Annotated in this window: 24 protein-coding genes; 7 read left to right on the top strand and 17 right to left on the bottom strand. The window is 38.7% G+C overall.

Annotated elements, in window-relative coordinates; translation table 11 throughout:
• The first annotated feature begins 53 nt into the window (after positions 1-53).
• From cobA to NMG86_RS08070, 4 genes are all read left to right on the top strand, one after another.
• On the top strand, positions 54-800 hold the full coding sequence (gene cobA, locus NMG86_RS08085) for a uroporphyrinogen-III C-methyltransferase (protein ID WP_193372468.1): 747 nt from the start codon (positions 54-56) through the stop codon (positions 798-800).
• A 145-nt stretch (positions 801-945) separates the two neighbouring features.
• A complete protein-coding gene (locus NMG86_RS08080) occupies positions 946-1,626 on the top strand; it encodes a response regulator transcription factor (RefSeq protein WP_026797411.1) in 681 nt (226 codons plus the stop codon).
• The gene (locus NMG86_RS08075; protein ID WP_043938768.1) at positions 1,589-2,923 is read left to right on the top strand and encodes a sensor histidine kinase; all 1,335 of its coding nucleotides are present in this window, start codon (positions 1,589-1,591) and stop codon (positions 2,921-2,923) included. The genes NMG86_RS08080 and NMG86_RS08075 overlap by 38 nt, the downstream gene beginning before the upstream one ends.
• Positions 2,924-3,128: 205 nt before the next feature.
• Positions 3,129-3,734, top strand: coding sequence for a PepSY domain-containing protein (locus tag NMG86_RS08070; protein WP_026787422.1), 606 nt, complete (start codon positions 3,129-3,131; stop codon positions 3,732-3,734).
• Positions 3,735-3,841: 107 nt separating this feature from the next.
• On the opposite strand, the gene NMG86_RS08065 is transcribed toward NMG86_RS08070, so the two are convergent.
• The 5 genes from NMG86_RS08065 to NMG86_RS08045 form a co-directional block, all read right to left on the bottom strand.
• Complete coding sequence (locus tag NMG86_RS08065; RefSeq protein ID WP_026797409.1) at positions 3,842-4,492, bottom strand: Uma2 family endonuclease; 651 nt, start codon at positions 4,490-4,492, stop codon at positions 3,842-3,844.
• Between the two features lie 27 nt (positions 4,493-4,519).
• Positions 4,520-5,125, bottom strand: coding sequence for a Uma2 family endonuclease (locus NMG86_RS08060; protein WP_233428015.1), 606 nt, complete (start codon positions 5,123-5,125; stop codon positions 4,520-4,522).
• A gap of 294 nt (positions 5,126-5,419) precedes the next feature.
• Positions 5,420-7,333 (bottom strand): 1-deoxy-D-xylulose-5-phosphate synthase, encoded by a 1,914-nt coding sequence (gene dxs / locus NMG86_RS08055; RefSeq protein WP_026797407.1) that lies wholly within the window; start codon positions 7,331-7,333, stop codon positions 5,420-5,422.
• A 97-nt stretch (positions 7,334-7,430) separates the two neighbouring features.
• Positions 7,431-7,637 (bottom strand): hypothetical protein, encoded by a 207-nt coding sequence (locus NMG86_RS08050; RefSeq protein ID WP_026797406.1) that lies wholly within the window; start codon positions 7,635-7,637, stop codon positions 7,431-7,433.
• The gene (locus NMG86_RS08045; protein ID WP_199918686.1) at positions 7,630-7,947 is read right to left on the bottom strand and encodes an ATPase; all 318 of its coding nucleotides are present in this window, start codon (positions 7,945-7,947) and stop codon (positions 7,630-7,632) included. The genes NMG86_RS08050 and NMG86_RS08045 overlap by 8 nt, the downstream gene beginning before the upstream one ends.
• A gap of 11 nt (positions 7,948-7,958) precedes the next feature.
• Here NMG86_RS08045 and NMG86_RS08040 point away from each other — a divergent pair, with 11 nt between their 5' ends.
• Both NMG86_RS08040 and NMG86_RS08035 read left to right on the top strand, forming a co-directional pair.
• Positions 7,959-10,148, top strand: a complete 2,190-nt coding sequence (locus NMG86_RS08040; RefSeq protein ID WP_052338672.1) for an NACHT domain-containing protein — start codon at positions 7,959-7,961, stop codon at positions 10,146-10,148.
• A gap of 26 nt (positions 10,149-10,174) precedes the next feature.
• Positions 10,175-10,915 (top strand): CHAT domain-containing protein, encoded by a 741-nt coding sequence (locus NMG86_RS08035; RefSeq protein WP_071783075.1) that lies wholly within the window; start codon positions 10,175-10,177, stop codon positions 10,913-10,915.
• Between the two features lie 55 nt (positions 10,916-10,970).
• On the opposite strand, the gene NMG86_RS08030 is transcribed toward NMG86_RS08035, so the two are convergent.
• The 5 genes from NMG86_RS08030 to NMG86_RS08010 form a co-directional block, all read right to left on the bottom strand.
• Positions 10,971-11,165 carry a hypothetical protein gene (locus NMG86_RS08030; protein WP_026797405.1) on the bottom strand — a complete coding sequence of 65 codons (195 nt, stop codon included), beginning with the start codon at positions 11,163-11,165 and terminating at the stop codon, positions 10,971-10,973.
• Positions 11,166-11,258: 93 nt separating this feature from the next.
• Positions 11,259-11,657, bottom strand: a complete 399-nt coding sequence (locus tag NMG86_RS08025) for a bacteriohemerythrin (protein ID WP_036842460.1) — start codon at positions 11,655-11,657, stop codon at positions 11,259-11,261.
• Between the two features lie 192 nt (positions 11,658-11,849).
• Positions 11,850-13,847: an adenylate/guanylate cyclase domain-containing protein gene (locus NMG86_RS08020; protein ID WP_042156748.1), complete on the bottom strand. Its 1,998-nt coding sequence runs from the start codon at positions 13,845-13,847 to the stop codon at positions 11,850-11,852.
• 85 nt (positions 13,848-13,932) lie between these two features.
• Complete coding sequence (gene plsY, locus NMG86_RS08015; protein ID WP_026797402.1) at positions 13,933-14,610, bottom strand: glycerol-3-phosphate 1-O-acyltransferase PlsY; 678 nt, start codon at positions 14,608-14,610, stop codon at positions 13,933-13,935.
• Positions 14,611-14,646: 36 nt separating this feature from the next.
• Positions 14,647-15,894: a DUF3086 domain-containing protein gene (locus NMG86_RS08010; RefSeq protein WP_043938771.1), complete on the bottom strand. Its 1,248-nt coding sequence runs from the start codon at positions 15,892-15,894 to the stop codon at positions 14,647-14,649.
• A gap of 238 nt (positions 15,895-16,132) precedes the next feature.
• Here NMG86_RS08010 and ccmP point away from each other — a divergent pair, with 238 nt between their 5' ends.
• Positions 16,133-16,774, top strand: a complete 642-nt coding sequence (ccmP, locus tag NMG86_RS08005) for a beta-carboxysome protein CcmP (protein ID WP_026797400.1) — start codon at positions 16,133-16,135, stop codon at positions 16,772-16,774.
• Positions 16,775-16,850: 76 nt separating this feature from the next.
• Here the strand turns inward: ccmP and NMG86_RS08000 are convergent, their stop codons facing one another.
• From NMG86_RS08000 to NMG86_RS07970, 7 genes are all read right to left on the bottom strand, one after another.
• A complete protein-coding gene (locus NMG86_RS08000) occupies positions 16,851-17,423 on the bottom strand; it encodes a hypothetical protein (RefSeq protein WP_026797399.1) in 573 nt (190 codons plus the stop codon).
• Positions 17,424-17,430: 7 nt separating this feature from the next.
• Positions 17,431-17,865: a hypothetical protein gene (locus NMG86_RS07995; protein ID WP_026797398.1), complete on the bottom strand. Its 435-nt coding sequence runs from the start codon at positions 17,863-17,865 to the stop codon at positions 17,431-17,433.
• A gap of 82 nt (positions 17,866-17,947) precedes the next feature.
• A complete protein-coding gene (locus NMG86_RS07990; RefSeq protein WP_026787435.1) occupies positions 17,948-18,331 on the bottom strand; it encodes a hypothetical protein in 384 nt (127 codons plus the stop codon).
• Positions 18,332-18,342: 11 nt separating this feature from the next.
• The gene (locus tag NMG86_RS07985; RefSeq protein ID WP_043938773.1) at positions 18,343-18,780 is read right to left on the bottom strand and encodes a CdiA C-terminal domain-containing protein; all 438 of its coding nucleotides are present in this window, start codon (positions 18,778-18,780) and stop codon (positions 18,343-18,345) included.
• A 27-nt stretch (positions 18,781-18,807) separates the two neighbouring features.
• Positions 18,808-19,752, bottom strand: coding sequence for a hypothetical protein (locus NMG86_RS07980; RefSeq protein WP_026797397.1), 945 nt, complete (start codon positions 19,750-19,752; stop codon positions 18,808-18,810).
• Between the two features lie 10 nt (positions 19,753-19,762).
• A complete protein-coding gene (locus NMG86_RS07975) occupies positions 19,763-19,981 on the bottom strand; it encodes a hypothetical protein (protein ID WP_026797396.1) in 219 nt (72 codons plus the stop codon).
• Positions 19,982-20,021: 40 nt separating this feature from the next.
• Positions 20,022-22,076, bottom strand: a complete 2,055-nt coding sequence (locus NMG86_RS07970) for an FtsK/SpoIIIE domain-containing protein (RefSeq protein ID WP_026797395.1) — start codon at positions 22,074-22,076, stop codon at positions 20,022-20,024.
• Positions 22,077-22,202: the final 126 nt, after the last annotated feature.

The raw sequence follows: 22,202 nt of genomic DNA, 5'->3' as shown, positions 1-22,202 counted from the left end.
ACTTATCCTCTTCTATTTCCCAAAAATTGCTAACTAACTAAAATTTGAGTAAAATGAATCAATCTAAAAAAAGTTTAGGTAAAGTATATTTAGTTGGTGCTGGGCCGGGAGATCCCGGTCTGTTAACCGTTAAAGGAAAAACTTTATTAGAATTAGCAGATGTGGTAATTTATGATGCCTTAGTTAGTGATCAAATCTTGAATTTAATTAATATTAAAGCTGAAAAAATTAATGCCGGAAAACGGCGAGGGAAACATTCATTATTGCAAGAAGAAACAACTCAACTGTTAATTGAGAAGGCTCAAACTCACGATGTTGTTGTGCGACTTAAAGGAGGAGATCCGTTTATTTTTGGTCGCGGTGGGGAGGAAATGCAAGACTTAATTCAAGCCGGAGTTTCTGTGGAAGTTGTCCCCGGAATTACTTCGGGAATTGCGGCGCCTGCTTATGCGGGAATTCCTTTAACCCATCGAGATCATAGTTCGTCAGTTACCTTTGTAACGGGTCATGAAACCGCCGGAAAATATCGCCCGCAGGTGAATTGGGAAGCGATCGCGCTTGGTTCAGAAACGATTGTAATTTATATGGGGGTTCATAATTTACCCTATATTATTCAACAGTTAACTAATGCTGGACAGCCCCTAGAGACTCCGATCGCCTTAATTCGTTGGGGAACTCGACCGGAGCAGGAGGAGTTAATTGCCACCTTAAAAACGATTGTTCAAAAAGTAGCAGAAACGGGTTTTGAAGCTCCGGCGATCGCTGTAATTGGTTCAGTTGTTAATTTAAAAATGTGTTAACTTTTGACTGATGTTCATAATAATTAATCTCTAATAATCTGAATTAAACTTTCAGCTAGGATATTTTTGATCAACATTTTCGGTGAAGTTTTGCTATACTATAAAAAAATAGTTTTAATTTTATCTAAAATTAAAATGGGGAAAGATGAGAATTTTATTAGTTGAAGATGATGAACGGATTACGAAAGCCTTAGCAGAAGCGTTAATGGATCATCATTATGTGGTGGATGTCGTTCATGATGGTCAGATGGGGTGGGAGTTTGCAGAATCGGCTGCTTATGATGTAATTATATTAGATGTGATGTTACCCGGACTGAGTGGGATTCAGTTTTGCCAACGATTAAGACAACAGGGGAAAACTACACCCGTATTGATGTTAACGGCAAAAGATACCAGTGCTGATAAAGTTTTAGGCTTAGATGTGGGAGCGGATGATTATGTGATTAAACCCTTTGATTTACAGGAGTTATTAGCAAGAGTTCGGGCTTTATTAAGACGGGGAAATTCGGCCTTACCTCCGGTGTTAGAATGGGGAAGTCTTCGTTTAGATCCGAATAGTTGTGAAGTCACTTATGCAGAAAAACTTTTATCTTTAACACCTAAAGAGTATGGTTTATTAGAGTTATTTTTACGCAGCCCCGGACGAGTGCTTTCTAGGGAAATAATTTTAGAGCATCTCTGGTCTTTTGAGGATATTCCGGGTGATGATACGGTGAAAACCCATATCAAAAGATTAAGACAAAAACTTAAAATAGTTGGTGTACCCTCTACATTAATTGAAACAGTTTATGGTTTGGGATATCGGCTCAAAACGCAAGGAAATTAACCCTCAATTTAGATATTTAAGTTGGCGGTTATTGCTTTCCTATTTAGGAGTGATGATGGCAATTTCAGGAATATCAATGATTACCGTTTATGAGTTTTTTTCCCTGAGTTTATATCAACAATTAGATCGTCAATTGTTAATATTAGCAGATGCAGCTACCCATAGTTTATCAGAGGTTAAAGAACATAAAGAAGCATTTGAAACCGATGATTTTAGAGGATTAGATGATGATGGTGATCTAGATATTCCTTGGCAAAATATTCAGCAAGCCAGTCAAGGAATTGAATGGTTTGATCAAAACCGCCAACTGATTGCTAAAACCGGAAAAGTGTTTCCTCCTATTGATTTATCCCATTATCATTGGACTTATATAGTTGACGGCAAAAAAATTCGTACTCTAACTTTACAGATTAATAAAGAATCAGAATTACAAAAACAGATTATCGGTTATGTACGGGTCAGTGAGTCTACAAAACCCGTGGAAAGGGTGTTGATAAAATTAAGATTAGGAATGATGTTAGGGGGAATATTAGTATCAGGATTAACTGCTTTTGGAGGAATGTGGTTAACAAAACAATCTTTAAAACCGATTGAACAAAGTTTTGAAAAACTCAAACAATTTACCGCCGATGCTTCTCATGAATTGAGAAATCCTTTAGCGGGAATTAGGACTTGTGTGGAAGTTATGCAGAGTCATCCAGAACGAATTCATCCTGCTGATATTGATAAATTAAAAGCGATCGCCAGTGGCGTCAATCAAATGACCAGCTTAGTAGAAGATTTATTACTTTTGGCTCGCACAGATCAAGATTCTATTCCGATAACAACGAATTTAGTAATTATTCCCATGAATGAACTATTAGAAGATTTGGTGGAATTTCTCCTGTATCAAGCTGAAGAAAAGGGGGTGCAATTAATCTTAGATATGAATAATGAAATTAAAATAAAAGGGGAGGGAAATCAACTTTGGCGATTATTTTTAAACTTAATAGAAAATGCAATTTATTATACTGATACCGGGGGGAAAGTAACAGTATATTTAGAGCAGCAAGAGAAATGGGTTTGGGTACGAATAGAAGACACCGGAATCGGAATTTCTCCTGAACAATTACCCTTGATTTTTGATCGGTTGTGGCGTGCTGATCAAGCTCGAAATCGCAGAAAAGGAGGGTCTGGGTTAGGGTTAGCGATCGCTCAAACTTTAGCCCAAAATCATCAAGCAGAAATCACAGCCACCAGTCAGTTAGGAAAGGGTAGCTGTTTTTCTGTGCGTTTTCCCACTCTAGCCCACACTTAATACCGAATTAAAATCCCATAATTTCATGGGTAACATCTCAATTTGTCACCAGTTTGTCACTTTTTAAGTTTATTCTAAAACTCGGGGTTAGGATAATCGTCTTTCTGTTGTTATATTAAGAGGCATTCCCTTTCTCCTGTCCCTAACTGTAGAGACGTAGAAACTTTACATCTCTACAAGTATATAATTATTTAGGTTAATAATAATGGCAAATCTACAGTTTTTTAAATCTCATCAGCTTTGGAAACTTCATCGCAAAATTGCACCGATTATATTTATTCCTTTCTTTTTAACTGCTTTCACCGGAATGGGTTATCGCCTGGGAAGGACTTGGATGGGAATGCCAAAAGATCAAGCAAATATTTTTCTGATGATTCATCAAGGAGAATTTTTAGGAGAACCCTTAGTTCCGATTTATGTATTATTGGTAGGTTTAGGGCTAATAGCCATGCTGGTCACGGGATTGACAATGGTTCGGTTAACGCAAAAAAAACGTAAAAATCCTGCTAAAGATTCTCCATTGAATGCTAGAAAAGTTCATCAAATTTTAGCACCCATTTTATTATTACCTTTGTTTTTAAGTGCTTCAACAGGGATTCTATATGCAATCGGTACAAATTGGTTGGGTGTGTCAGATGAATCGGCTGAATTTTTACTCACAATTCATCAAGGTGCTTATTTTGGCTCGGTGGGAAAACCAATTTACGTTGCTTTAATTGGTGTAGGATTAATTGCCATGATTGTCACCGGAATTAATATGACGGGAATTTTTCGTAAAAAACGGGCTAAAGTTTCTTCAGAAAAATCTTAAGTTTAAACGAAATCTAAATGTAGAGATGTTCCATGGAACGTCTCTACTGGATTTAAGATTAGGTTAATTATTTTTTTGACAATAATATATTTATAGCAAGTCTAAAATTAACGATTGAATTGCGATCGCACCCACTGCCGAAATCCTCGCCTTGCTGCACTATCTCCTCTAATTTCACTTTCCTGTAAAAACTGTAAAATTCTGTCTATAACTGGCAAATTTCCAAAGATAGGGCTAGTTTCTATTGACAAGTATTCTCCTTGTCGTAGAACAAAAATTTGTAGTTTTCCTTCTGTATAAATCCACAATTCGGGTACAGCTAAAGTTAAATAAGCATCGAGTTTAGTTTTTGAGGTAACATCGACTTCAATAGCTAAATCAGGAGGAGGATCAACAGATAAATTAATTCGTTGCTTTCCGATCATTAAAGCAGCATTTTGAATATAAAAACAGTTATCTGGTTCGATACCTGCTGCCATTTCTGGTCGCTTAAAAGTTGTCGATCCAAAAGTTTGTGAATCTAACTCTAATTCATCCAATAGAATTTTTACAAAATCGCTAATTAATTCTTTTTTTGTTTCATGTTCTGGTAATGACATCCGAATTTCTAACACTCCTTGATAATAAGCGACCCGTGAAGCGCGATGTTCTCCCATTTCTTCTAAAATGGCTTCAAATTCCTTCCAACTCACCTGACGCAAAATTAGGTGTTGTCCGGGTTGAATATCAATTTGTTGTAATTCAAATGTAACGACCATTTCATTCTCCCTAACTAGATATTTTTGTTAATTCCAAACTTCAGTTAAATTTAACATAAACCCCGGTAAAATATCTTCTCCTGATAAGATTAATGGATGATTTAATAATTCTATATCCTGATTTTGTCGATATATTTCTACAGTTTTATTTTTGCGATCAATTAACCAACCTAAACTAGCTCCATTTTCTATATATTCTATCATTTTAGCTTGCAACTTCTCTATCGCATCATTTTTTGAACGCAATTCCAATACAAAATCAGGGCAAATTGGCGCAAAGATTTCCCGTTCTTCCTGTGTTAGTAAATCCCATCTTTCTTGACGTATCCAAGAGGCATCAGGAGAGCGATCAGCACCATTGGGAAGATGAAAACCTGTAGAAGAATCAAAAGCTATCCCTAATTGATTTTGACGGTTCCATAACCAAAGTTGTCCGGCGATATCAAGATTTCGATTTCCGGTTTCACTTCCCGTTGGTGGCATTACAATTAACTCTCCTTTAGCCGTTCTTTCTAATTGTAAGTCTCGATTTATTTGAGCTAACTGAATGAAATTTTCATGGGTGATCGATAGTATTAACGATGGTGAAATATTGACCGCAAGCGGTTGTAAAAAGTTAGCTTGTGTCATCATTTTCTCCTATATATAGAGCGTGTTTACAAACTCTTTGTGTCTTTGTATCTTTGTGGTTAAATTAGGCTTTATCCTTGTAAAAATAGCCACAATAACTGCTATAGCAACCGCCAAGGCAGTTAGGACACCAGACGGATCTTAGAACCCAGACGGTGAAGTATTTTCCCCCTGTTCCCTCCCCCCCTAGCCTGCCGTGCACGGGGGGTTTGGGGGGGACTGTTCCCCAGATCCGGCGTTCCCTGCTATATATTTGAAACCCAGTTTCTATCTCAAAATTAGTGATTTTTGATCAAATCAACTAACTTTAGAGGGTTGTTTGTTCTGAACAAAAAAGGCTTCACGAATTTGTTCAGAAATTTGAGAACTGGTTAAACCCAAATCAGCAAAAGATTCATTAGGTTCAGCATGATCAACTAAAATATCAGGAACCCCGAAACGCTTCACTGGAACCACCACATTATTATCTAATAAAGCTTCCGCAACGGCGGAACCAAAACCACCCATTAAACAACCTTCTTCTATAGTTACGACTTTACCAATTTGTTTGGCTAAAGGCGCAATTAATTCTACATCCAAAGGTTTAACAAAACGGGGATTAATTACAGTAGCTTCAATGCCATGTTCACTGAGAATTTCTGCTACTTGCATTGACATATTCACCATACTGCCATAACCCATTAATAGCAGATCATCTCCATGTCTTAAAATCTCTCCTTTGCCGATAGGTAAGGCTTCCCAACCTTCTTCCATTAAAGGAACACCTAAACCCGATCCGCGAGGATAACGCATGGCAATGGGGCCGTTTGTATGCTCAATTCCGGTGACTAACATCCGTTGTAATTCGGCTTCATCTTTGGGAGCCATAATCACTAAATTGGGTAAACATCGGAGATAGGAAATATCATACATTCCCTGGTGAGTGGGGCCGTCTACCCCAACAATTCCCGCCCGATCTAAACAGAAGAAAACTGGAAGTTCTTGAATACAAACATCATGAATAATTTGATCATAAGCCCGTTGTAGAAAGGTGGAATAAATAGCAACCACTGGACGCATTCCTTCCGTTGCTAAACCCGCCGCCATGGTAACAGCGTGTTGTTCGGCAATACCGACATCAATATATTGTTTCGGCAGTTTTTTCTGGAGAATATCTAACCCAGTTCCCGTTGCCATTGCCGCCGTAATACCGACAATTCGAGAGTCATTTTCGCACAATTTAACTAAGGTTTCCCCAAAGACTTTAGAATAACTAGGAGGTTTGGGTTTACTCGCCGGAACAGCTTTTCCAGTGGCTAAATTAAAGGGGTTTTGAGCATGATAACCGACTTGATCTTTTTCAGCGATCGCATAACCTTTTCCTTTCACCGTGGCGACGTGAACTAACACTGGCCCTGGTATTTTATGGGCTTGTTGAAAGGTATTAATTAATTCTTTTAAATCATGACCATCAACCGGCCCCACATAGGTAAAACCTAATTCTTCAAACACCGCCCCGACTTTAGAAACTGCTAACCGTTTCATCCCCTCTTTCATCCGTTCCATTTCTGGGGTCAGGGCTTCTCCCACAAAAGGTAAATGCTTAAATTGTTCCTCTAAATTGTCAGTTAAAAACTGAACTGGAGGAGACAAACGCATTTTATTCAAATAACGAGAAATTGCCCCCACATTGGGAGAAATTGACATCTCGTTATCATTAAGAACTACCATTAAATTAGTATTAGGTAAATGTCCGGCGTGGTTAATGGCTTCTAAGGCCATGCCTCCGGTTAAGGCCCCATCCCCAATAATGGCAACGACTTTGAAGTTTTCCCCTTTCATGTCACGGGCGATCGCCATTCCTAGCCCCGCAGAAATACTGGTAGAAGCGTGTCCGGCTCCAAAATGATCAAATTTGTTTTCACAGCGTTTTAAATAGCCTGCAACGCCGTATTTTTGTCTTAAAGTGTGGAAATTTTGATAACGTCCGGTGATTAATTTATGGGGATAGGCCTGATGTCCCACATCCCAAATCACTTTATCTCGATCTAAGTCGAGGGTTTGATATAAACCCAATGTTAGTTCCACAACTCCCAACCCTGGCCCCAAATGTCCTCCGGTGGCGGCAACGGTTTCTAGGTGTTTCTCGCGGATCTCGCGGGCAATTTGTTCGAGTTGATGGATCGACAAGCCATGGAGTTGATTGGGATGAGTAATTTCACTTAGGTGCATATTTGTTAAATGCCTGCATTTACTATAAAGTCATGGTAGCACCGGACGAGTTAGGGGGAGCAGGGCTGGGCTGTTTGATGTTGGATCATGTCATATCTCAACCTCTGGTTCTAAATTGCTGGTAATACTCTGAAACAGTTGGAAACTGAGGAATTTCCTCTGCGGTTAAGGTGACAACTTTTCCATCTTGCCAAATACTGATAGATTCTCCAAGTTTGCGATGCCTTTCTACGGCTTTAGCAATAGCCAGTTTTACACCTGTGTCAATTTGGCTTGATAATTTATCAGGAATCGGTTTATTCATCGTCAGAAGTTGTAATTTGTGTCCACAATTGAGGTTGATAAATAATCGGGTCTTGGTTTAAAGGACATTCAGCTATAATCTGCAAATTGAGACTAGAGTTATCATAAACTATCCAACGATTACAGAGGGGGAAATACAAATCAGTCAGGTTTTTCCGTCCCCGTTGATAACGGCGGCGAATGACATCTTCTGGGATATTGTGACCCCCGCTTTCTACCCGTCTGCGTACCCTGGCGATCGCCAATTCTGGACTTTGTAACCAAAAATAAATTAAGTTAATCTGATAACCTTGATTTTTACAATCTCTCAAAAAACGGGCATATGACTCAACAACCCAATTACAGACTCAATATTGATAGTCAGACCCTAGAAAACTCTCCAATAGGGCAGGCTGGACGTGATCTGATTCAAAATGTAACGGTCTATGAAAGTTTGAGTTTTGCAGGTTTATTTCATCGAGAAGTTAAACCCCCAACCCAACAAGAATATCGCTTCCGACAAAAATTACTCGACCAAGTTAAAGAGTTTTGGGTGGAGAGTGTCTTAGAAGGGTCACTGCATAATAAGGCGATGATTGACCTCGGACTCGAAGAACGACCCGATTTAGTAAAGCGTCCTTTTAGTAATATTCAAATCTCCCCAGAACAATCACAAAAACCTTTATCTACAAGTCGAGGAATTAACACTGCATTTAATCGGATGGGAGAGGGACGAACGCTGCTGATTTTGGGTGAACCCGGAGCCGGAAAAACAACGATATTGTTAAAATTAACGCGAGATTTAATTGCTCAAACATCGGAAAATTTGAATCGACCCATACCTGTAGTTCTTAACTTATCTTCTTGGGTAAAAAAACAGAAAAAAATTGCTGATTGGTTAGTGGATGAACTTCAGAGCAACTATGGTGTATCTAAATCTCTTGGTAAAGTTTGGGTGCAAGACCAACAATTGTTACTGTTATTGGATGGTTTGGATGAGGTGAGTGCCAAACATCGAGAAGCTTGTGTAGAAGCCATCAACCAATTTATGGAAGACTATGGAATAACGGAGATGGTGGTTTGTAGTCGAATAAAAGACTATCAAGCACTCTCAAATCGTCTACAAGTGCGGGGGGCTATCTGCGTTCAACCTCTGACCTCAGAACAAGTTAACCAATATTTAGACAATGCTGGAAAACAACTTCAGGGAGTCAAAACCCTATTGCAACAAGATATAGCGATGCAGGAGATGATGAAATCTCCCCTGACTCTCAGTATTGTCAGCATGGCTTACAAAGATATCTCTGTTGACAATTTACAGCAATTCGGTTCCATTAAAGAACGTCGTCGCCATCTTTTTGAAACCTATATTGAGCGAATGTTTCAGCGTCATGGACGGGCAGCGAGGAGCAAATATACGCCAGAGCAAACTAAACATTGGCTCACTTGGTTAGCGACTCGGATGGTGCAGGAATCTCAAACGGTGTTTTTGATAGAAAAAATACAGCCAACCTGGTTGGAAATAAAAGCAGAACGTATATTTTATCGCATTACCAGTGGATTAACTTCTGGGGTAATTTTTGCGGTAATTTTTGGGCTAATTTTTGGACCTATTTATAAGCAGATTTCTGGGGGAGACTATGGGCCAAGTTCTGCGTCGATTTTAGGACAGTTTTTAGGAGCAATTTCTGGGCTGATATTAGGGCTGATTGTAGGACTATATGAAGGAGAAATAAAAACCGTTGAAAGCTTAAAATGGTCGGGTAAAGAATTTAAAAATAGTCTGAAGAAAGGGATCATTTTGGGAGGGCTTGGTTGGGTAACTTTTGGAGTAATTTTTAAGCCAATTGGAGGGCTATGTTATGGCCTAAGTTCTGGACTATTGTATTGTATTAATCAAGGAGTAAAAGGAGCCGAAGTAGAGAACAAAAAAGTTTCAAATCAAGGAATAAAAACATCTGTTTTTAATGCTTTAATTATTGGTAGCATCGGCTTGGTTATGGGAGGATTAATCGGATTTTTAGCTTCACATTTTTTTTATTATTTAGAGGATAGTTTTTGGATTTGTCTAGGAGGATTTTGCCTGGTTTTAGGACTAATTATCGGAGGCTGGAATGCTTGTATTAAACACTTAACTTTGCGTTCAATGCTTTACATAAAAGGTTTTTCACCCTGGAATTATGCTCGTTTTCTGGACTACGCCACAGAACTAATATTCCTGCAAAAAGTTGGGGGCGGTTACATCTTTATTCACCGGATGCTACTCGAACATTTTGCCCAAGTTGAAACCGAAACTATTTCAGAAAGTTCAGTTCAAGTTTCTCAGTCAATAGACCTGATAAATGCGTCCACTGCACAAGAATTAAATCCGGTTAACTCAGAAGAACTTGAGACTTTAAAAACCGTTGAGACATTAGAAGCCGAATCAGTCTCTAATAAAATTTGTGGAAATTGCCAACATGAAAATCCATCTGACTTTGACTTTTGTTCAAAGTGTGGAACTGCACTAAATTCTGATAGTATTTCTAACTAAACTTGTAACATCAAGGAGATTTAACCATGAAGACCATACTGATTTTATTATCCAATCCTAAAGATTCTGTCCAGTTGCGTTTGAACGAAGAAATCCGCGAAATCAAAGAAGCATTGAAACAGTCCAAAAATCGAGAACAATTTAAAGTTGAGAGTGAGTCAGCCGTTCGGGTGAAAGACTTGCGACGAGCATTATTAGAATATGAACCTGCAATTGTTCACTTTTCGGGTCATGGTTCTGGGACTAACGGACTGGTTTTAGAAAATGATTCAGGAAAAACTCAACTCGTGAGTAGTGAGGCTTTAGCCAAGCTGTTTAAACAGTTTCAAACGGAAATTCAATGTGTTGTTCTTAATGCTTGCCACAGTGAGGAACAAGCCCAAGCTATTCATCAATATATTGATTGTGTTGTGGGGATGAATAAAGAAGTTGGGGATAACACAGCGATTAATTTCTCTACGGCATTTTATGAAGCTTTAGGTGCAGGAAAATCTTATGATAAATGTTTCAACCTTGCTTGTAATTCGATTAATTTAGAAGGAATACCGGAGTCGGATACTCCACAAATTCGCTATCGACCTCGAAATTATATTTCAGATCTTCAGGAAGCTCAACAAGCTCAAAAGAAAGATGATTCATCCTCTCAGCCTAGCTCTAAACAGTCCATCAGCATTAATGGTAATCTCTCCAACAGTCCAGTAGGTCAAGCCGAACATGACCTCACTCAAACCCCAGATCCATTAAGGAATGGAAAACCAATAAGGTGACTAATTGAGCAATAGTTTACGGTAGATAAGGGTTTCCAGGGTTTAATTGTGCAAGTTATTTATTTTTCATTCCTAACATTAATCGTCCGGCTTGAATAGCGACAGATTCAGGATTAAAAGGTGAAAGTCCCGATGCTATTTCATCGGCATTGACATATTCAAAAACTTCGAGAAAATAAGGGAGAATTTGCAAAGCTGAGGTGGTTTTACCCGAACCGTTTGCCCCACCAATTATATAAAGATTTGGCATTATTTTAAGGGTAATTCTAATTGTAAGTTAGATTTGGTTTTTGATTGATTGGGTCTTTCTTTATAGGTGCAATCTCTAATAGCCTATTATGCTTTATTTTTTAGGAATATAGGATTTAAGCTGGGTATCAATATTTTTAATATGGTTGACAAACCAATCTACTAACTCTCGTTTAACCTGAACTCGAATTAATTCTAACGGTTGCTTTTGATCAATTTTACTATTAATATCTTGTAAGGTTGTTAAAAAATTAGCATGGGCTTTTTTATTATCGCAAGCAATAGGACATTTATAGCTATCCATGCAGGATTCTTCATAATTAAAATGATTATTTGTATACATTTTTAGAAATCCCATAATTGATCGAAGTTCTTGATCGCCTTTGTGATTATCCATGGCAGTTAATAACTGATCCATTTGATCTAATAACTGTTCGTGTTGACAGTCGAGTAAGGGGATACCAATTTTCAAAGACTCATTCCATGTTCTCATTTTTTTATCCTAACTTTGGGGCTGGAGTGTAAACTTAAAACTATCATTAACACAGGTCAAACTATAATAATCCATGATCGATAAATCAAACCGAATTTTTAATATAAATTTAATAATTTAATTGTAGTTGTGTTACGCTTGATTTATCCTAGTTTAACTTTCTCTTAAACCTCCTAATTACAAAGGGTAAATTTATTTTTTACCTGTCAACCAATAGGTGGTCATTTCTCCTTTCCCTTTAATAGAAATTATGCCCCGTTTTTCAAAATTATATTCATCTTTAATTCTGTGATAAGTGGCTTCTGTGACTTGAATTCGTCCTGGGTCACCGGAAGATTCCATCCGAGAAGCAATATTAACCGCATCCCCCCATAAATCATAAATAAACTTTTTAATTCCGATGACTCCCGCTACTACAGATCCGGTATTAATTCCAATTCTAATTTGAAATTGAGAGTCAATATTAAATCTTTCTAAAGGTACTTTAAATTCAGCCATGGCTGCTTGCATTCCTAATGCCATATCGGCGATCGCTTCGGCATGATTGGCTTTGGGTAAGGGCAAACCTCCGACCACCATATAAGCATCACCAATGGTTTTGATTTTTTCCAGACCATTTTTTTCAGCTAAATGATCAAAAATCGAAAACATTTCATTCAGAACACTGACTAATTCTATCGGCGGAATTTGAGAAGATAGGGGAGTAAATCCTACCACATCGGCAAATAAAATGGTCACTTCTTCAATCGCAGAAGCGATGGCTTTTGTATTATGTTTGAGTTGATTGGCAATAACTTCGGGTAAAATATTTAATAATAATTGTTCCGATCTTTCTTTTTCTAACCTTAAATCGGCGGTGCGTTCTTCGACCCTTTGTTCTAATTCGGCATTGGTTTTTTCTAACTCATTAAAAGAGGCTTTTAACTGTTGGGTCATGGTATTAAAAGAAGTAGCTAAAATCCCTAATTCCTTAATGGGTTCGACCGGGATTGTTTGTTCTAATTCTCCACTGGCGATCGCTTGACTAGCTTGACTCAGACGAAAAATCGGGGTACTAATCCAACGGGCGGTAAAAATGCCACATAATGTGGCTACTAATAACGCCACAATACATAATAAAATAGTTGTCCGAGTATTAGCATGAATTTCCGCCATGAAATCCGATTCCGGTACAACAACGATAATTAACCAATTAATTCCCCGTTGATCAGATAGGGGAGTAACTTGTAAATATTGTTGTTTTCCATTAATCTCAAAGGTCAGTTGAGTTGAGGTTTTAATCTGATCTAAATTACCAAAATATTGCAGTAAATAACTAGAGGTAGCCTGAGTTAAAATATCACTACTTTTAATTCCTTTAATTCGTTTGGTTTCCTTCTCTTTTTTATGAACAATAAAGGTTTCTTCTAGGGTTGAGGTGGCGACTAAATATCCGTTTCTTTCCATGACAAAGATTTGTCCGGTCTTACCAATTTTTAAACGGTTTAGAAATTGACTAATGCGTTCTAGGGTTAAATCGGTACTCGCTACTCCTAATAACTGTTTATTGCGATTATAAATAGGTTGGTTGGCGGAAATTACTAAAACTTTAGAACCAAAATAAGCATAAATTTCACTCCAAACGGGTTTTCCTGCTTTGACTCCCGCTTCATACCAAGGACGAACTCTAGGATCATAATCTTCTCTAACACTTAATAATTCTTGGCGATCGCTTTGATTATTAGTTAACCATTTATGAAACTTTCCGGCGGTACTTTTATCAACAATATCAAATTCTATCGTACCATCATCATTACGATTAGCGCCTACATAATAGCCATTTTGTAATCCAATTCCAATATAACTAGCGGTTTTAAATTGTTTTAACTGACTCCACAGATACTTTTCCATCTGGGGAATATTATCCACACTAATTAATCCCATTCTCAGGGTATCAACATTAATTTGATTGATGATGTGGGGGGTTTCTAAATAAGTATTAAGTTCCTGTTGGATGCGGTTACTTAATTCAATTCTTAATTGAGTTGCTAAATCATTAACGACTATCGAACCATTTCTAAAAGACAACCATCCTGTTAGTCCGACGGATGCAAAAATTTGGATCAGAAAAGGAACCACAAAAACAACCCGCAGGGATAGTTTAGGTGCTTTTTTATTCAATCCTAATAGACGACGAGATAGAGATGCCATAGTGATTGTCCCTGATATCAAAATCAACGATTCGCACCTAATCCCATTAATTAGCAAGGATGATTGCCTTGATTTTAACCAATAATTATTGGATTTGGGTAGTTAATTTCTCGCCTAGTTTGGGTTCTGTTCCTTTGAGAATTCGATCAATATTAGTCCGGTGTCGCCAGATAACGTAAATTCCCCCGGCGATCGCAAAAATTTGATAGGGCAGAGGTTCCCCAGTTATAATCATTAAAATTGCAATTCCTATCGCCCCGAAAATTGAACTCAAGGAAACAATTCGAGAAATTGCTAAAACCATGGCAAAAATTCCTAGGGTTGCTAAGGCTAATTTCCAATCTAAGGCAAATAAAATTCCCAGACTAGAAGCAACAGATTTTCCTCCTTTCCATCCGATCCAAATGGATTTTGTATGACCAATAATTACAATTAATCCGGCTAGAATAGCGATCCAATATTGTAATATATCAGGATGTTGGATTCCGGCATTGGTAGCGAGTTCCGAGGCAAAAGAGAGGGAATAAGTCCAAAAAACCAGAAGAACGGCTAAGGTTCCTTTTAAAATATCAATTAATAAAACCAGTGCTGCGGGGAATTTTCCCAAGGTTCGCAGGATATTGGTTGCACCCGTAGAACCGGAACCCTCAGCCAACATATCAACTCCATAAAACCAGCGTCCGATGGCGTATCCCGTGGGTATGGAACCCAAGAAATAGGCTGTTACTAATAATCCGGTATTAATTAATAACCATTCAATCATGTTTAAAAGACCGTTATTTTCAAGTTGCCGAAGTTGTTAAAACCGTTCAGTAGGTGGTTGTTGGGTTTGGGGGTCGGGGGCGAGTGCCAACCAGAGGGGAAATTGCAATAAAGATAGACTAATTCTATCTTCCATATCATCAATAATAATGAAGGGTAAGCGTCCTTCTTTGACCAAACGATCGGCTTTTTGAGAAAGAACTTCCGCTTCTTCAAATAAAACAATTCCCTGTTCTGGGCCAAAATCCCGGCGGTCAATCCCTAAACAATCTTGTAGACCGCGACGCCATTCTCCCAACCGTTCAGGACTATTGGCTAAAACCAGGGTTCGTAGACGGTTTCCATAGATATTTCTCAATATAGAAATCGTTGCCGAGGCGACTAATATATTCTGTAAACGACTGCCCATGGTGCGTAAGGCGCCCCGTCCTCCTTGGTTAAAAAACCAATTGGAAACCCGTTTGGCGTGAATCGGTTCAAAGGTACGGCGCAGTTGCCAAGGGGGGCCATAATAGTCGGGATTACTGCGATATTGATCGAGGAGTTGGCGAATTCGTTGGGTTTGTTCGGCAAAACCCTGTTCTGAAAATTGTGGGTTTGCAGTGTTTTGAGGATTTTCTACGGGGATGATCACCTTCGTCACCTCTCGCGGTTGGGCGGGGATTTGGGGTTCGGGTGGGTTTTCTGGTATGAGTTCTAATTGTTCGGTGGTGGCGACTAAATCCTGTAAACTCCCGACTAAATAATCCTTAAATCCCTGGACTCGGATAGCGAGTTCTTGGGAGACTCCGGCGAAGGAGGTTCGCATTTCTTTTTGGATGCGATCGCGACGACGTTCGAGTTTTTCGATTTCGATTTGTAAGGTTTGTTTGCGTTGTTCTAATTGATCTAAGGCGGAGGAGATTAATTTCCCCATGGACTGGGTTAATACCAGTTGTTCCTGTTGGATGCGTTCGTTGGTCTCCTGTAACCCGATAATTCTTTTTTGTAGTTCCTGTTCTTGAATCTGTAATCGTTTCACCCGTTGGTCTAACTGGGTGGTGACTTCTTCTATGGGTTCGGACATCAGACGTTCGGACAAGCTCGGTGAGGTTGCGGAATTTGATCCCGGTTCAGGATTGTGGAATTCGTTGGACTCCCAAGGGTCAGCAATGGGTAAAGGATTCATATTAATCGAGTTCCCTCCGGTTTCTCCAAGAGAGGGATTAAAGGGTGGCGTTGTTGAAGAAGTTACCCCGCTTACAGGTGGGTTTTGATCTCGGATTTGAGTTTCGTCTGAATTCATGCAATTGAGCGTCCCGGTCTAAACACAAGGGGATGTAATGGGTGAAAGTATAGCGTTTTGTTCGGTTATTGGGGTGTTTAGACAGGTTTGTTACCCTGACCTGTTAGAGTGATTGTAGCACTACTTCAACCTCTGAATTAATTCAATGACTGACTATAGAATCATTTGTATCGGCATAGCTTTGCTAAGGCACGTCCCTACACTGATAATTGATAATGCGGGTACTTGATAACTAAAAATGGGAATAGAATTACGCAGTTACGTCTATTTAGATAATCTTCAACGGCAACACGCGGCCTATATTGGTACGGTGTCCCTGGGTTTTTTGCCTTTACCTGGGGATTCTTCTTTGTGGATTGAAGTTTCTCCTGGGATTGAAATTAACCGAATTACAGATATTGCTTTGAAAGCTACCTCGGTGCGTCCTGGGGTGTTGTTTATTGAGCGGCTTTATGGTCTTTTGGAAATTCATTCGAGCCGTCAAGGGGATACAATTACCGCAGGACGGGCAATTTTGGATTTTTTAGGGTTACGAGAAAGCGATCGCCTCAAACCTCAAGTTATGTCTAGTCAAATTATTCGTAATCTTGACCCCCACCAAGCTCAATTAATTAATCGTAACCGTCGAGGACAATTAATTTTAGGCGGTCAAAGTTTATATATTTTGGAAGTTCAACCCGCAGCTTATGCTGCTTTAGCGGCGAATGAAGCGGAAAAAGCCTCGTTAATTAATATTCTGCAAGTGACGGCCGTTGGTAGTTTTGGACGGTTGTATTTAGGGGGAGAAGAACGGGATATTATGGCGGGTTCAAAAGCGGCTTTAGAAGCGATTGAAAATGTATCGGGACGAGAATACGGAGGCAGTTTTAATCCCGAATAAATTAGGAGAAAAAATATGGCAAATTTAGAACATTTAGCTCGATTACAATTTTAAGTAAAGCCAATTTAAGCTGATTTTACGGTAGTTTTTCGCGCAAGTCAAGCCAATATTTGAGAGATTCATCCAAAACATATTTATCACTATCCGCGAGGGCTGCGATCACTTTCAATCTATTTTTCAGTTGTCTTAATTCACGAATTTCTGCAATGGGTAGCATTTTCCACTTCGCGGCCTTTTTTTCCACATCTTCGGGCGATTCTTTGATGTTATCCCAAAACCATTGTAAAATTAAGTTAACATCGAGAACACAATGATCGGAAATTACTCCAAGTTTCGCGATCGCGCCAGCCCGGAGCATCATTGAGGAAATCCTAAAAGACTCGCCACTTCCTGTTTTTTTGTGTTCGGCATCATCGGCTAGGCGATCGTAAATTGTAGTTGCTATTTCTGCCCATTCGCGATCGGGTAAACCTGAACTATTTTGACCTTTTCGAGCCTTAGCAGAGGAAACATCGGCTAATAATAGCCAGTTAAACTCTTGTGGTTGGGTGGCTTGATCTGAAAATATCTTTTTTACCCAAATCAGTATAGATTCGGCATCTTGTTCGAGGACGCGATCGAGGGATATTGTCGTAGGAGATTGAGTCATAATTTATCTACTCCACATATTCGATATCAGCATTACTTGTGTCAACTCCTTGCTGCCTAAAGGCTGTTATTCCTAGTTCTAAACTGTCTGAAGTGGGTCGAAAATGGCCACTGTGATTGCTGATTGTTAGCAAAATATACGAACCATTACTACCTACAATCTCGGCTTCTCCCGCAGCCAAAACAGGCTGACCACGAGTTATAACCGTATGATAGATTTCATTGTTAACATCTAAAAATTTCGGAATTACAAAGAGTTCTAGTTTTGTTGTTACTGCCCATTTGACAGTCCCTTCATTAATTATATCGTCAAATCCTGCTTCTCCCACTTTAATAGGTCTGATGCCTAACTCATCTGCCGATCGAAGTTCATCATTTAAAGTCCCAGGAGACTGATTAGAAAAGCAAGGAATGGGAGCATTATTTGAAAATGATTGTGTCACAACAGAATTTAACGATAATCCACTTTATATTCAAAGATAAGTCTATCTCCTTTTGAACTCGATCGCGCATTATAATGTTCAATTAAACTTTCACCACGGGAACAAACTCCTCTAATTGCACTTGTAAGTCATCCACGAGCATTAAACGATACCTTTCTGTAGATTTCAACTTTTGGAAAACATAACTAGCAAAATCATCACACCACTTTTTTCTCTCAAATTCATTGGAGATGTTCCGCGATCTGATTGATAGATTATAAGGGTATTCTTCAAATTTGATATCGTGATCGTTTTCAAAATCATGCTTTCCTATAGTAAGAGTGATGGTTGAGTTACGAAACTCATACCAATTGTCAATACCATCAGAAACAAGCTCGAATTTTAGAGCCAATATTAACTCTAATTCTTTGATTAAATATTCGATTTCCTGGGGAAAGTCTACAAAAATATCTAGTGTCCGAGACATAAAAACCTCCTTTATTGAAAATCAGTAAAAGTGATGTCATAGCGATCGCCAATAATTCGGACGCGATCGATTTTTCCGCGTGTAATATTTTTCGCCCTCTGCAAACCCCGTTCAGCCTCAGACTCTATCAACCCAGATGTCCTAGCATCTATAATTATATCCCTAGCTTGTCCCCCTCGTCTAATCGAGTTGTTAATCTGATTTTTTACTGTCGCGCTTGTAGCACCAAAATCCAGACTTTTAAATTCAGTAGGTTTTCCATCTACCTCAGCATCGGGATTTCTACCTCCATCGGTTTTTTCTGCTAAGGCTTTAACATTTTTTCCCTCTCTTTCGAGAAATTCCGCGATCGCTCTTTCGGTTGCACCAAAAGCTCTTTCTGATTCATCAATACTGCCACAATTAGCCGAATTTTGCTTAGGGGTTTGGTTAGTCCCGTTATTCACCATTTTTGGTTCTTTTCTATGCTCAAGGAGTTACTTAAACTTTAGCAAAGACTTAAGATAAGTATAAATTAATTCTTTTTTCCAAAGGATAGGTTCATAATCAATTGTCATAGGATGGATAGTAACACTCACCCCATTTTCTTGAGATTCAAGTCGCTTGAGTCTGTCCTGACAGTTGACATAAGTATCTCTAGGTACATAAAATCTGACCTCACCTCCTCCATTTTCCTGAAGATATTTAACATATTTCTTAGAGGCTTTCTTAATCGAATAGATTGAACTAGGTTTATAAGCCTTAGCATCACAAATTAAACGGTGAGATGTTAGATAAAAATCTGGTTCACAGTGGTCTTTACCGTTTTGCAAATAAAATTTCGGTTTAATTTGCAAACTTGACTGAAGATTTTCTATATTATCAGAGTCCAACAGCATTTTTAATAAGGCTACTTCTCCTTGATCTCCTTGTAGTTTTTTATCCGGTTTTTGCTGATAATAGTCACTTGCAGGATTTTGGGTTAAATCAGTGAGTCTTTCTTGTGCATTGGGGTTGTCATATAAAATCCAAGCATCACCTGGAAGGTTAGCTAGTTCAAGTCCTAACCATATTGGGATACCTGATTGAATTGCCGTGGTAAAAATATTATTAGTTTGAGCGATCGCATCTTGAATAGAAAGATCATTAATAGCTGTATTTGCTAGTTTAATTGTTGGATGAATAATTGAAGGTAAAAAACTTTGATTCCTAATTTTACCAAAACCCCACCTATTTTGTATCTCTTCCAATTCCTCTCTTAAACGTTCAACTTGACTTAAGCTTTCCTCGCACATTTCTAGCAGCCTGGAAAACTGCCACCCTAACTCAGAAGCATAACACTCAGAGAGTCGATCGGCGCAAGAACTAACTTCTTCCATCGCTTCTAGTAGTTGGGCAACTTTACTTCGCCATTGTTCGATTTCGTCTCTGAGTGTCCCCATATTCTACTCCTTAACCCCAACGGGATTTAATTCCTTCAAGCATTTCTATCGCTGTTCTTAGTTCGCTAGATACCTCCTCACATCCATCCGATAAACTTGAGAATTTTCTGCTTAGTTCAGCTTGAACAGTCTCAGGAACTTTTCTTGAGGACGTATTTACGTCTTCCAGTGACTCAACTATTCTGCTAATCATACGCCGGAATTCTTCAATTTCAGATGATAAGCTCATTGACTAACCTCCTTTGATAAATACATACAAATATCTCCACTTAAGATTCAGGTACTAGATGACGCCAGAGCGTATCTTGTAGTGAAACTGTTTTCCCTACAGGAATGCCAATATAGGGAGTATTCACGAATATATTATCACCTTCAGATCCTTTTAGAACAGCCCTACCAACCGCTTTTTTAGGTATTGTCCCAGCTAAACTGTTTTCTAGAATCAGTCCACTAGCTTCTTCTGTTACCCGGAAAACAATTTTTTCTTCACAGGAATCAAGCACCTGGTTTGAAATTATCGCATTTGTAGGTCTTTGGGTGCAAAAAACAACATGAAAACCGCATTTTCTCCCTTGATTAGCATACTGAATTAATCGATTTTCAATAATTCGTTGCATTTTATCAGAAGCACGAGCAATGGCAGCGGCTTCATCAATTATCCAAAGGGTACGTTGTATATCAACTCCCTGTTCCTTTAATTGCTGGATATTCAGCACTTCATACTGTTTCAGTAATTCAATTCGTCTTTGGTACTCATCGGTGTGGAGTTTTTCAACGAATAACTGACATTCTTCTATGGTTGTGACAATTTCAACATTATCTTTGAGATACTTGACCAAAAAATTAAAGTCAACTCCAGCAAAATCGGCAATATAAATTTTTCCTGTGGGATTAGCATATATAAACTGAAAAATCACCCAATTGAGAAAATTACTTTTACCGGCACCTGGTACACCAGCCACTAAACGATGAGCAATTTCTGCCCAGCTTGATATTATGGGATTTCCCTGGTCATCAATGCCGACGATGTAAGTATCTGCATCGATTAGGTTTCGATGATGATTGAATAAGTCTTCAGCATTAGCAACCGGTAAGGATTTTTCTGTCATATTTTCAATAGAGGTTTCTTTGGGAATACCAATGCGGAAAAAACCGCTAATTTCTTGAGCCGTCACCAGTCGATGTAATGGTTTTAAATCCACTATCCGAGAGGGTGGCGGACTTGATGAAAATTTCGCTAAAGCCGAACCATCTGAAACAGTATCATATAATTGCGGTAAATTTTGATTTTGCTCTGAATTGATACCACCTATCAAGGGTGGTTGATTTTGATGGTTAAATAATGGTTTTTCGGGAAGACTCCCCGAATCACCGCCGAATTTTGCTAATCCTTTTTTTTGTGGCTGAATTGCATTCTTAATTAACAGTTGACTATCGTTTTTATCCCAGCCTTCCCATTCGATATTACTGGAAATATCTACATTTTTTGTAGCTTCCAAGCTTTCATAAAATCCGGGTTTATCTTTGCTAATTTGGATGATTCTGCATCGTTTCCCGTGAGGTGTTTCTTTGATGGCTTCATCAATGAGGGCGTTGAGGACGGGAAAAGCATCGGCCCGATTTTCTGCTAAGGCTTTGATGCTATATTGGAATAGATCGCTGTTAGGATATGACTGTTGATATTTTTGGTAAAGTGCCGATGTTACTGATAAAATGTTGTCTTTAATTCCGTTGGTGTTGGCGTTGACTTTCTCCAATTGAGCCAGCATTTGGTTGATGGCATTTACCCACAATAATTTTTGATTGGGGTTGTGATAGGTTTGCAGGGTGATTTCTAAAATGAGTTTGCTGTCTAAGCGGTGGATGACATCGCAGACGGCTGACATATCATTGGTTTGATTTGACTCAAAGATGTGAGGGAGGTAGTAATTTTGGGGTGCGATAAATTCTTCATATTTGAGAATTTCGCCAATCATTTGCACCCAGTCTAAGTTTTGAAAGATGTTAAGGTTAGGTTGAGGGGTGAGGGTGAAGAATTGGCTTAATTTGCCTTTGGTGAGAAGGCTCAGAATTTGTTCAGAATGTTCTTCGGTTTGAGTGTTGTGGGGGTGATTAATTAGAAGGTAGGTTTTGAGTTTGGGGGATTGATTGGGGTCATAGATGTAGCGGAGAGAAATTGTTAGGTTAATACCAAGGCGGCTAATTGAGCTTATTAGCTGTTGTTGGGTTTGTAGGAGGTTTTTACGGAGTTCAGTTTGGCTGTCTTTTTGATGACTCGGTTGAGGGTAAAGTTGATAACATATAGGAAAATTTCGATCAAACATTTATCTCCTCCAGTTATTAGATAAGTTGTCAGAAATACGTTTAATTGTTTTTGCTCTGTTCTTGAGTTGAAAGGCAATGATGAATCTACCAATACCAATGCTGACTAAAACAGTACCTACAAGATA

The sequence above is a fragment of the Planktothrix rubescens CCAP 1459/22 genome (genome assembly GCA_904830895.1).
GTDB lineage: Bacteria > Cyanobacteriota > Cyanobacteriia > Cyanobacteriales > Microcoleaceae > Planktothrix > Planktothrix agardhii.
The sequence above is the reverse complement of the archived record's forward strand: the minus strand, read 5'-3'. Positions and strand labels throughout refer to the sequence as shown.

Coding starts and splice junctions, on each gene's coding strand:
- NMG86_RS07970 (WP_026797395.1), bottom strand. CDS start 22,076: ATGTTTGATCGAAATTTTCCTATATGTTATCAACTTTACCCTCAACCG.
- NMG86_RS08020 (WP_042156748.1), bottom strand. CDS start 13,847: ATGGCATCTCTATCTCGTCGTCTATTAGGATTGAATAAAAAAGCACCT.
- NMG86_RS08065 (WP_026797409.1), bottom strand. CDS start 4,492: ATGGTCGTTACATTTGAATTACAACAAATTGATATTCAACCCGGACAA.
- NMG86_RS07990 (WP_026787435.1), bottom strand. CDS start 18,331: ATGTCTCGGACACTAGATATTTTTGTAGACTTTCCCCAGGAAATCGAA.
- NMG86_RS08025 (WP_036842460.1), bottom strand. CDS start 11,657: ATGAGAACATGGAATGAGTCTTTGAAAATTGGTATCCCCTTACTCGAC.
- NMG86_RS08040 (WP_052338672.1), top strand. CDS start 7,959: ATGACTCAACAACCCAATTACAGACTCAATATTGATAGTCAGACCCTA.
- NMG86_RS08030 (WP_026797405.1), bottom strand. CDS start 11,165: ATGCCAAATCTTTATATAATTGGTGGGGCAAACGGTTCGGGTAAAACC.
- NMG86_RS08060 (WP_233428015.1), bottom strand. CDS start 5,125: ATGATGACACAAGCTAACTTTTTACAACCGCTTGCGGTCAATATTTCA.
- NMG86_RS08010 (WP_043938771.1), bottom strand. CDS start 15,894: ATGAATTCAGACGAAACTCAAATCCGAGATCAAAACCCACCTGTAAGC.
- dxs (WP_026797407.1), bottom strand. CDS start 7,333: ATGCACCTAAGTGAAATTACTCATCCCAATCAACTCCATGGCTTGTCG.
- NMG86_RS07985 (WP_043938773.1), bottom strand. CDS start 18,780: ATGGTGAATAACGGGACTAACCAAACCCCTAAGCAAAATTCGGCTAAT.
- NMG86_RS08000 (WP_026797399.1), bottom strand. CDS start 17,423: ATGACTCAATCTCCTACGACAATATCCCTCGATCGCGTCCTCGAACAA.
- NMG86_RS08035 (WP_071783075.1), top strand. CDS start 10,175: ATGAAGACCATACTGATTTTATTATCCAATCCTAAAGATTCTGTCCAG.
- NMG86_RS08075 (WP_043938768.1), top strand. CDS start 1,589: ATGGTTTGGGATATCGGCTCAAAACGCAAGGAAATTAACCCTCAATTT.
- ccmP (WP_026797400.1), top strand. CDS start 16,133: ATGGGAATAGAATTACGCAGTTACGTCTATTTAGATAATCTTCAACGG.
- plsY (WP_026797402.1), bottom strand. CDS start 14,610: ATGATTGAATGGTTATTAATTAATACCGGATTATTAGTAACAGCCTAT.
- NMG86_RS08070 (WP_026787422.1), top strand. CDS start 3,129: ATGGCAAATCTACAGTTTTTTAAATCTCATCAGCTTTGGAAACTTCAT.
- cobA (WP_193372468.1), top strand. CDS start 54: ATGAATCAATCTAAAAAAAGTTTAGGTAAAGTATATTTAGTTGGTGCT.
- NMG86_RS08080 (WP_026797411.1), top strand. CDS start 946: ATGAGAATTTTATTAGTTGAAGATGATGAACGGATTACGAAAGCCTTA.
- NMG86_RS07975 (WP_026797396.1), bottom strand. CDS start 19,981: ATGAGCTTATCATCTGAAATTGAAGAATTCCGGCGTATGATTAGCAGA.
- NMG86_RS07980 (WP_026797397.1), bottom strand. CDS start 19,752: ATGGGGACACTCAGAGACGAAATCGAACAATGGCGAAGTAAAGTTGCC.
- NMG86_RS08050 (WP_026797406.1), bottom strand. CDS start 7,637: ATGAATAAACCGATTCCTGATAAATTATCAAGCCAAATTGACACAGGT.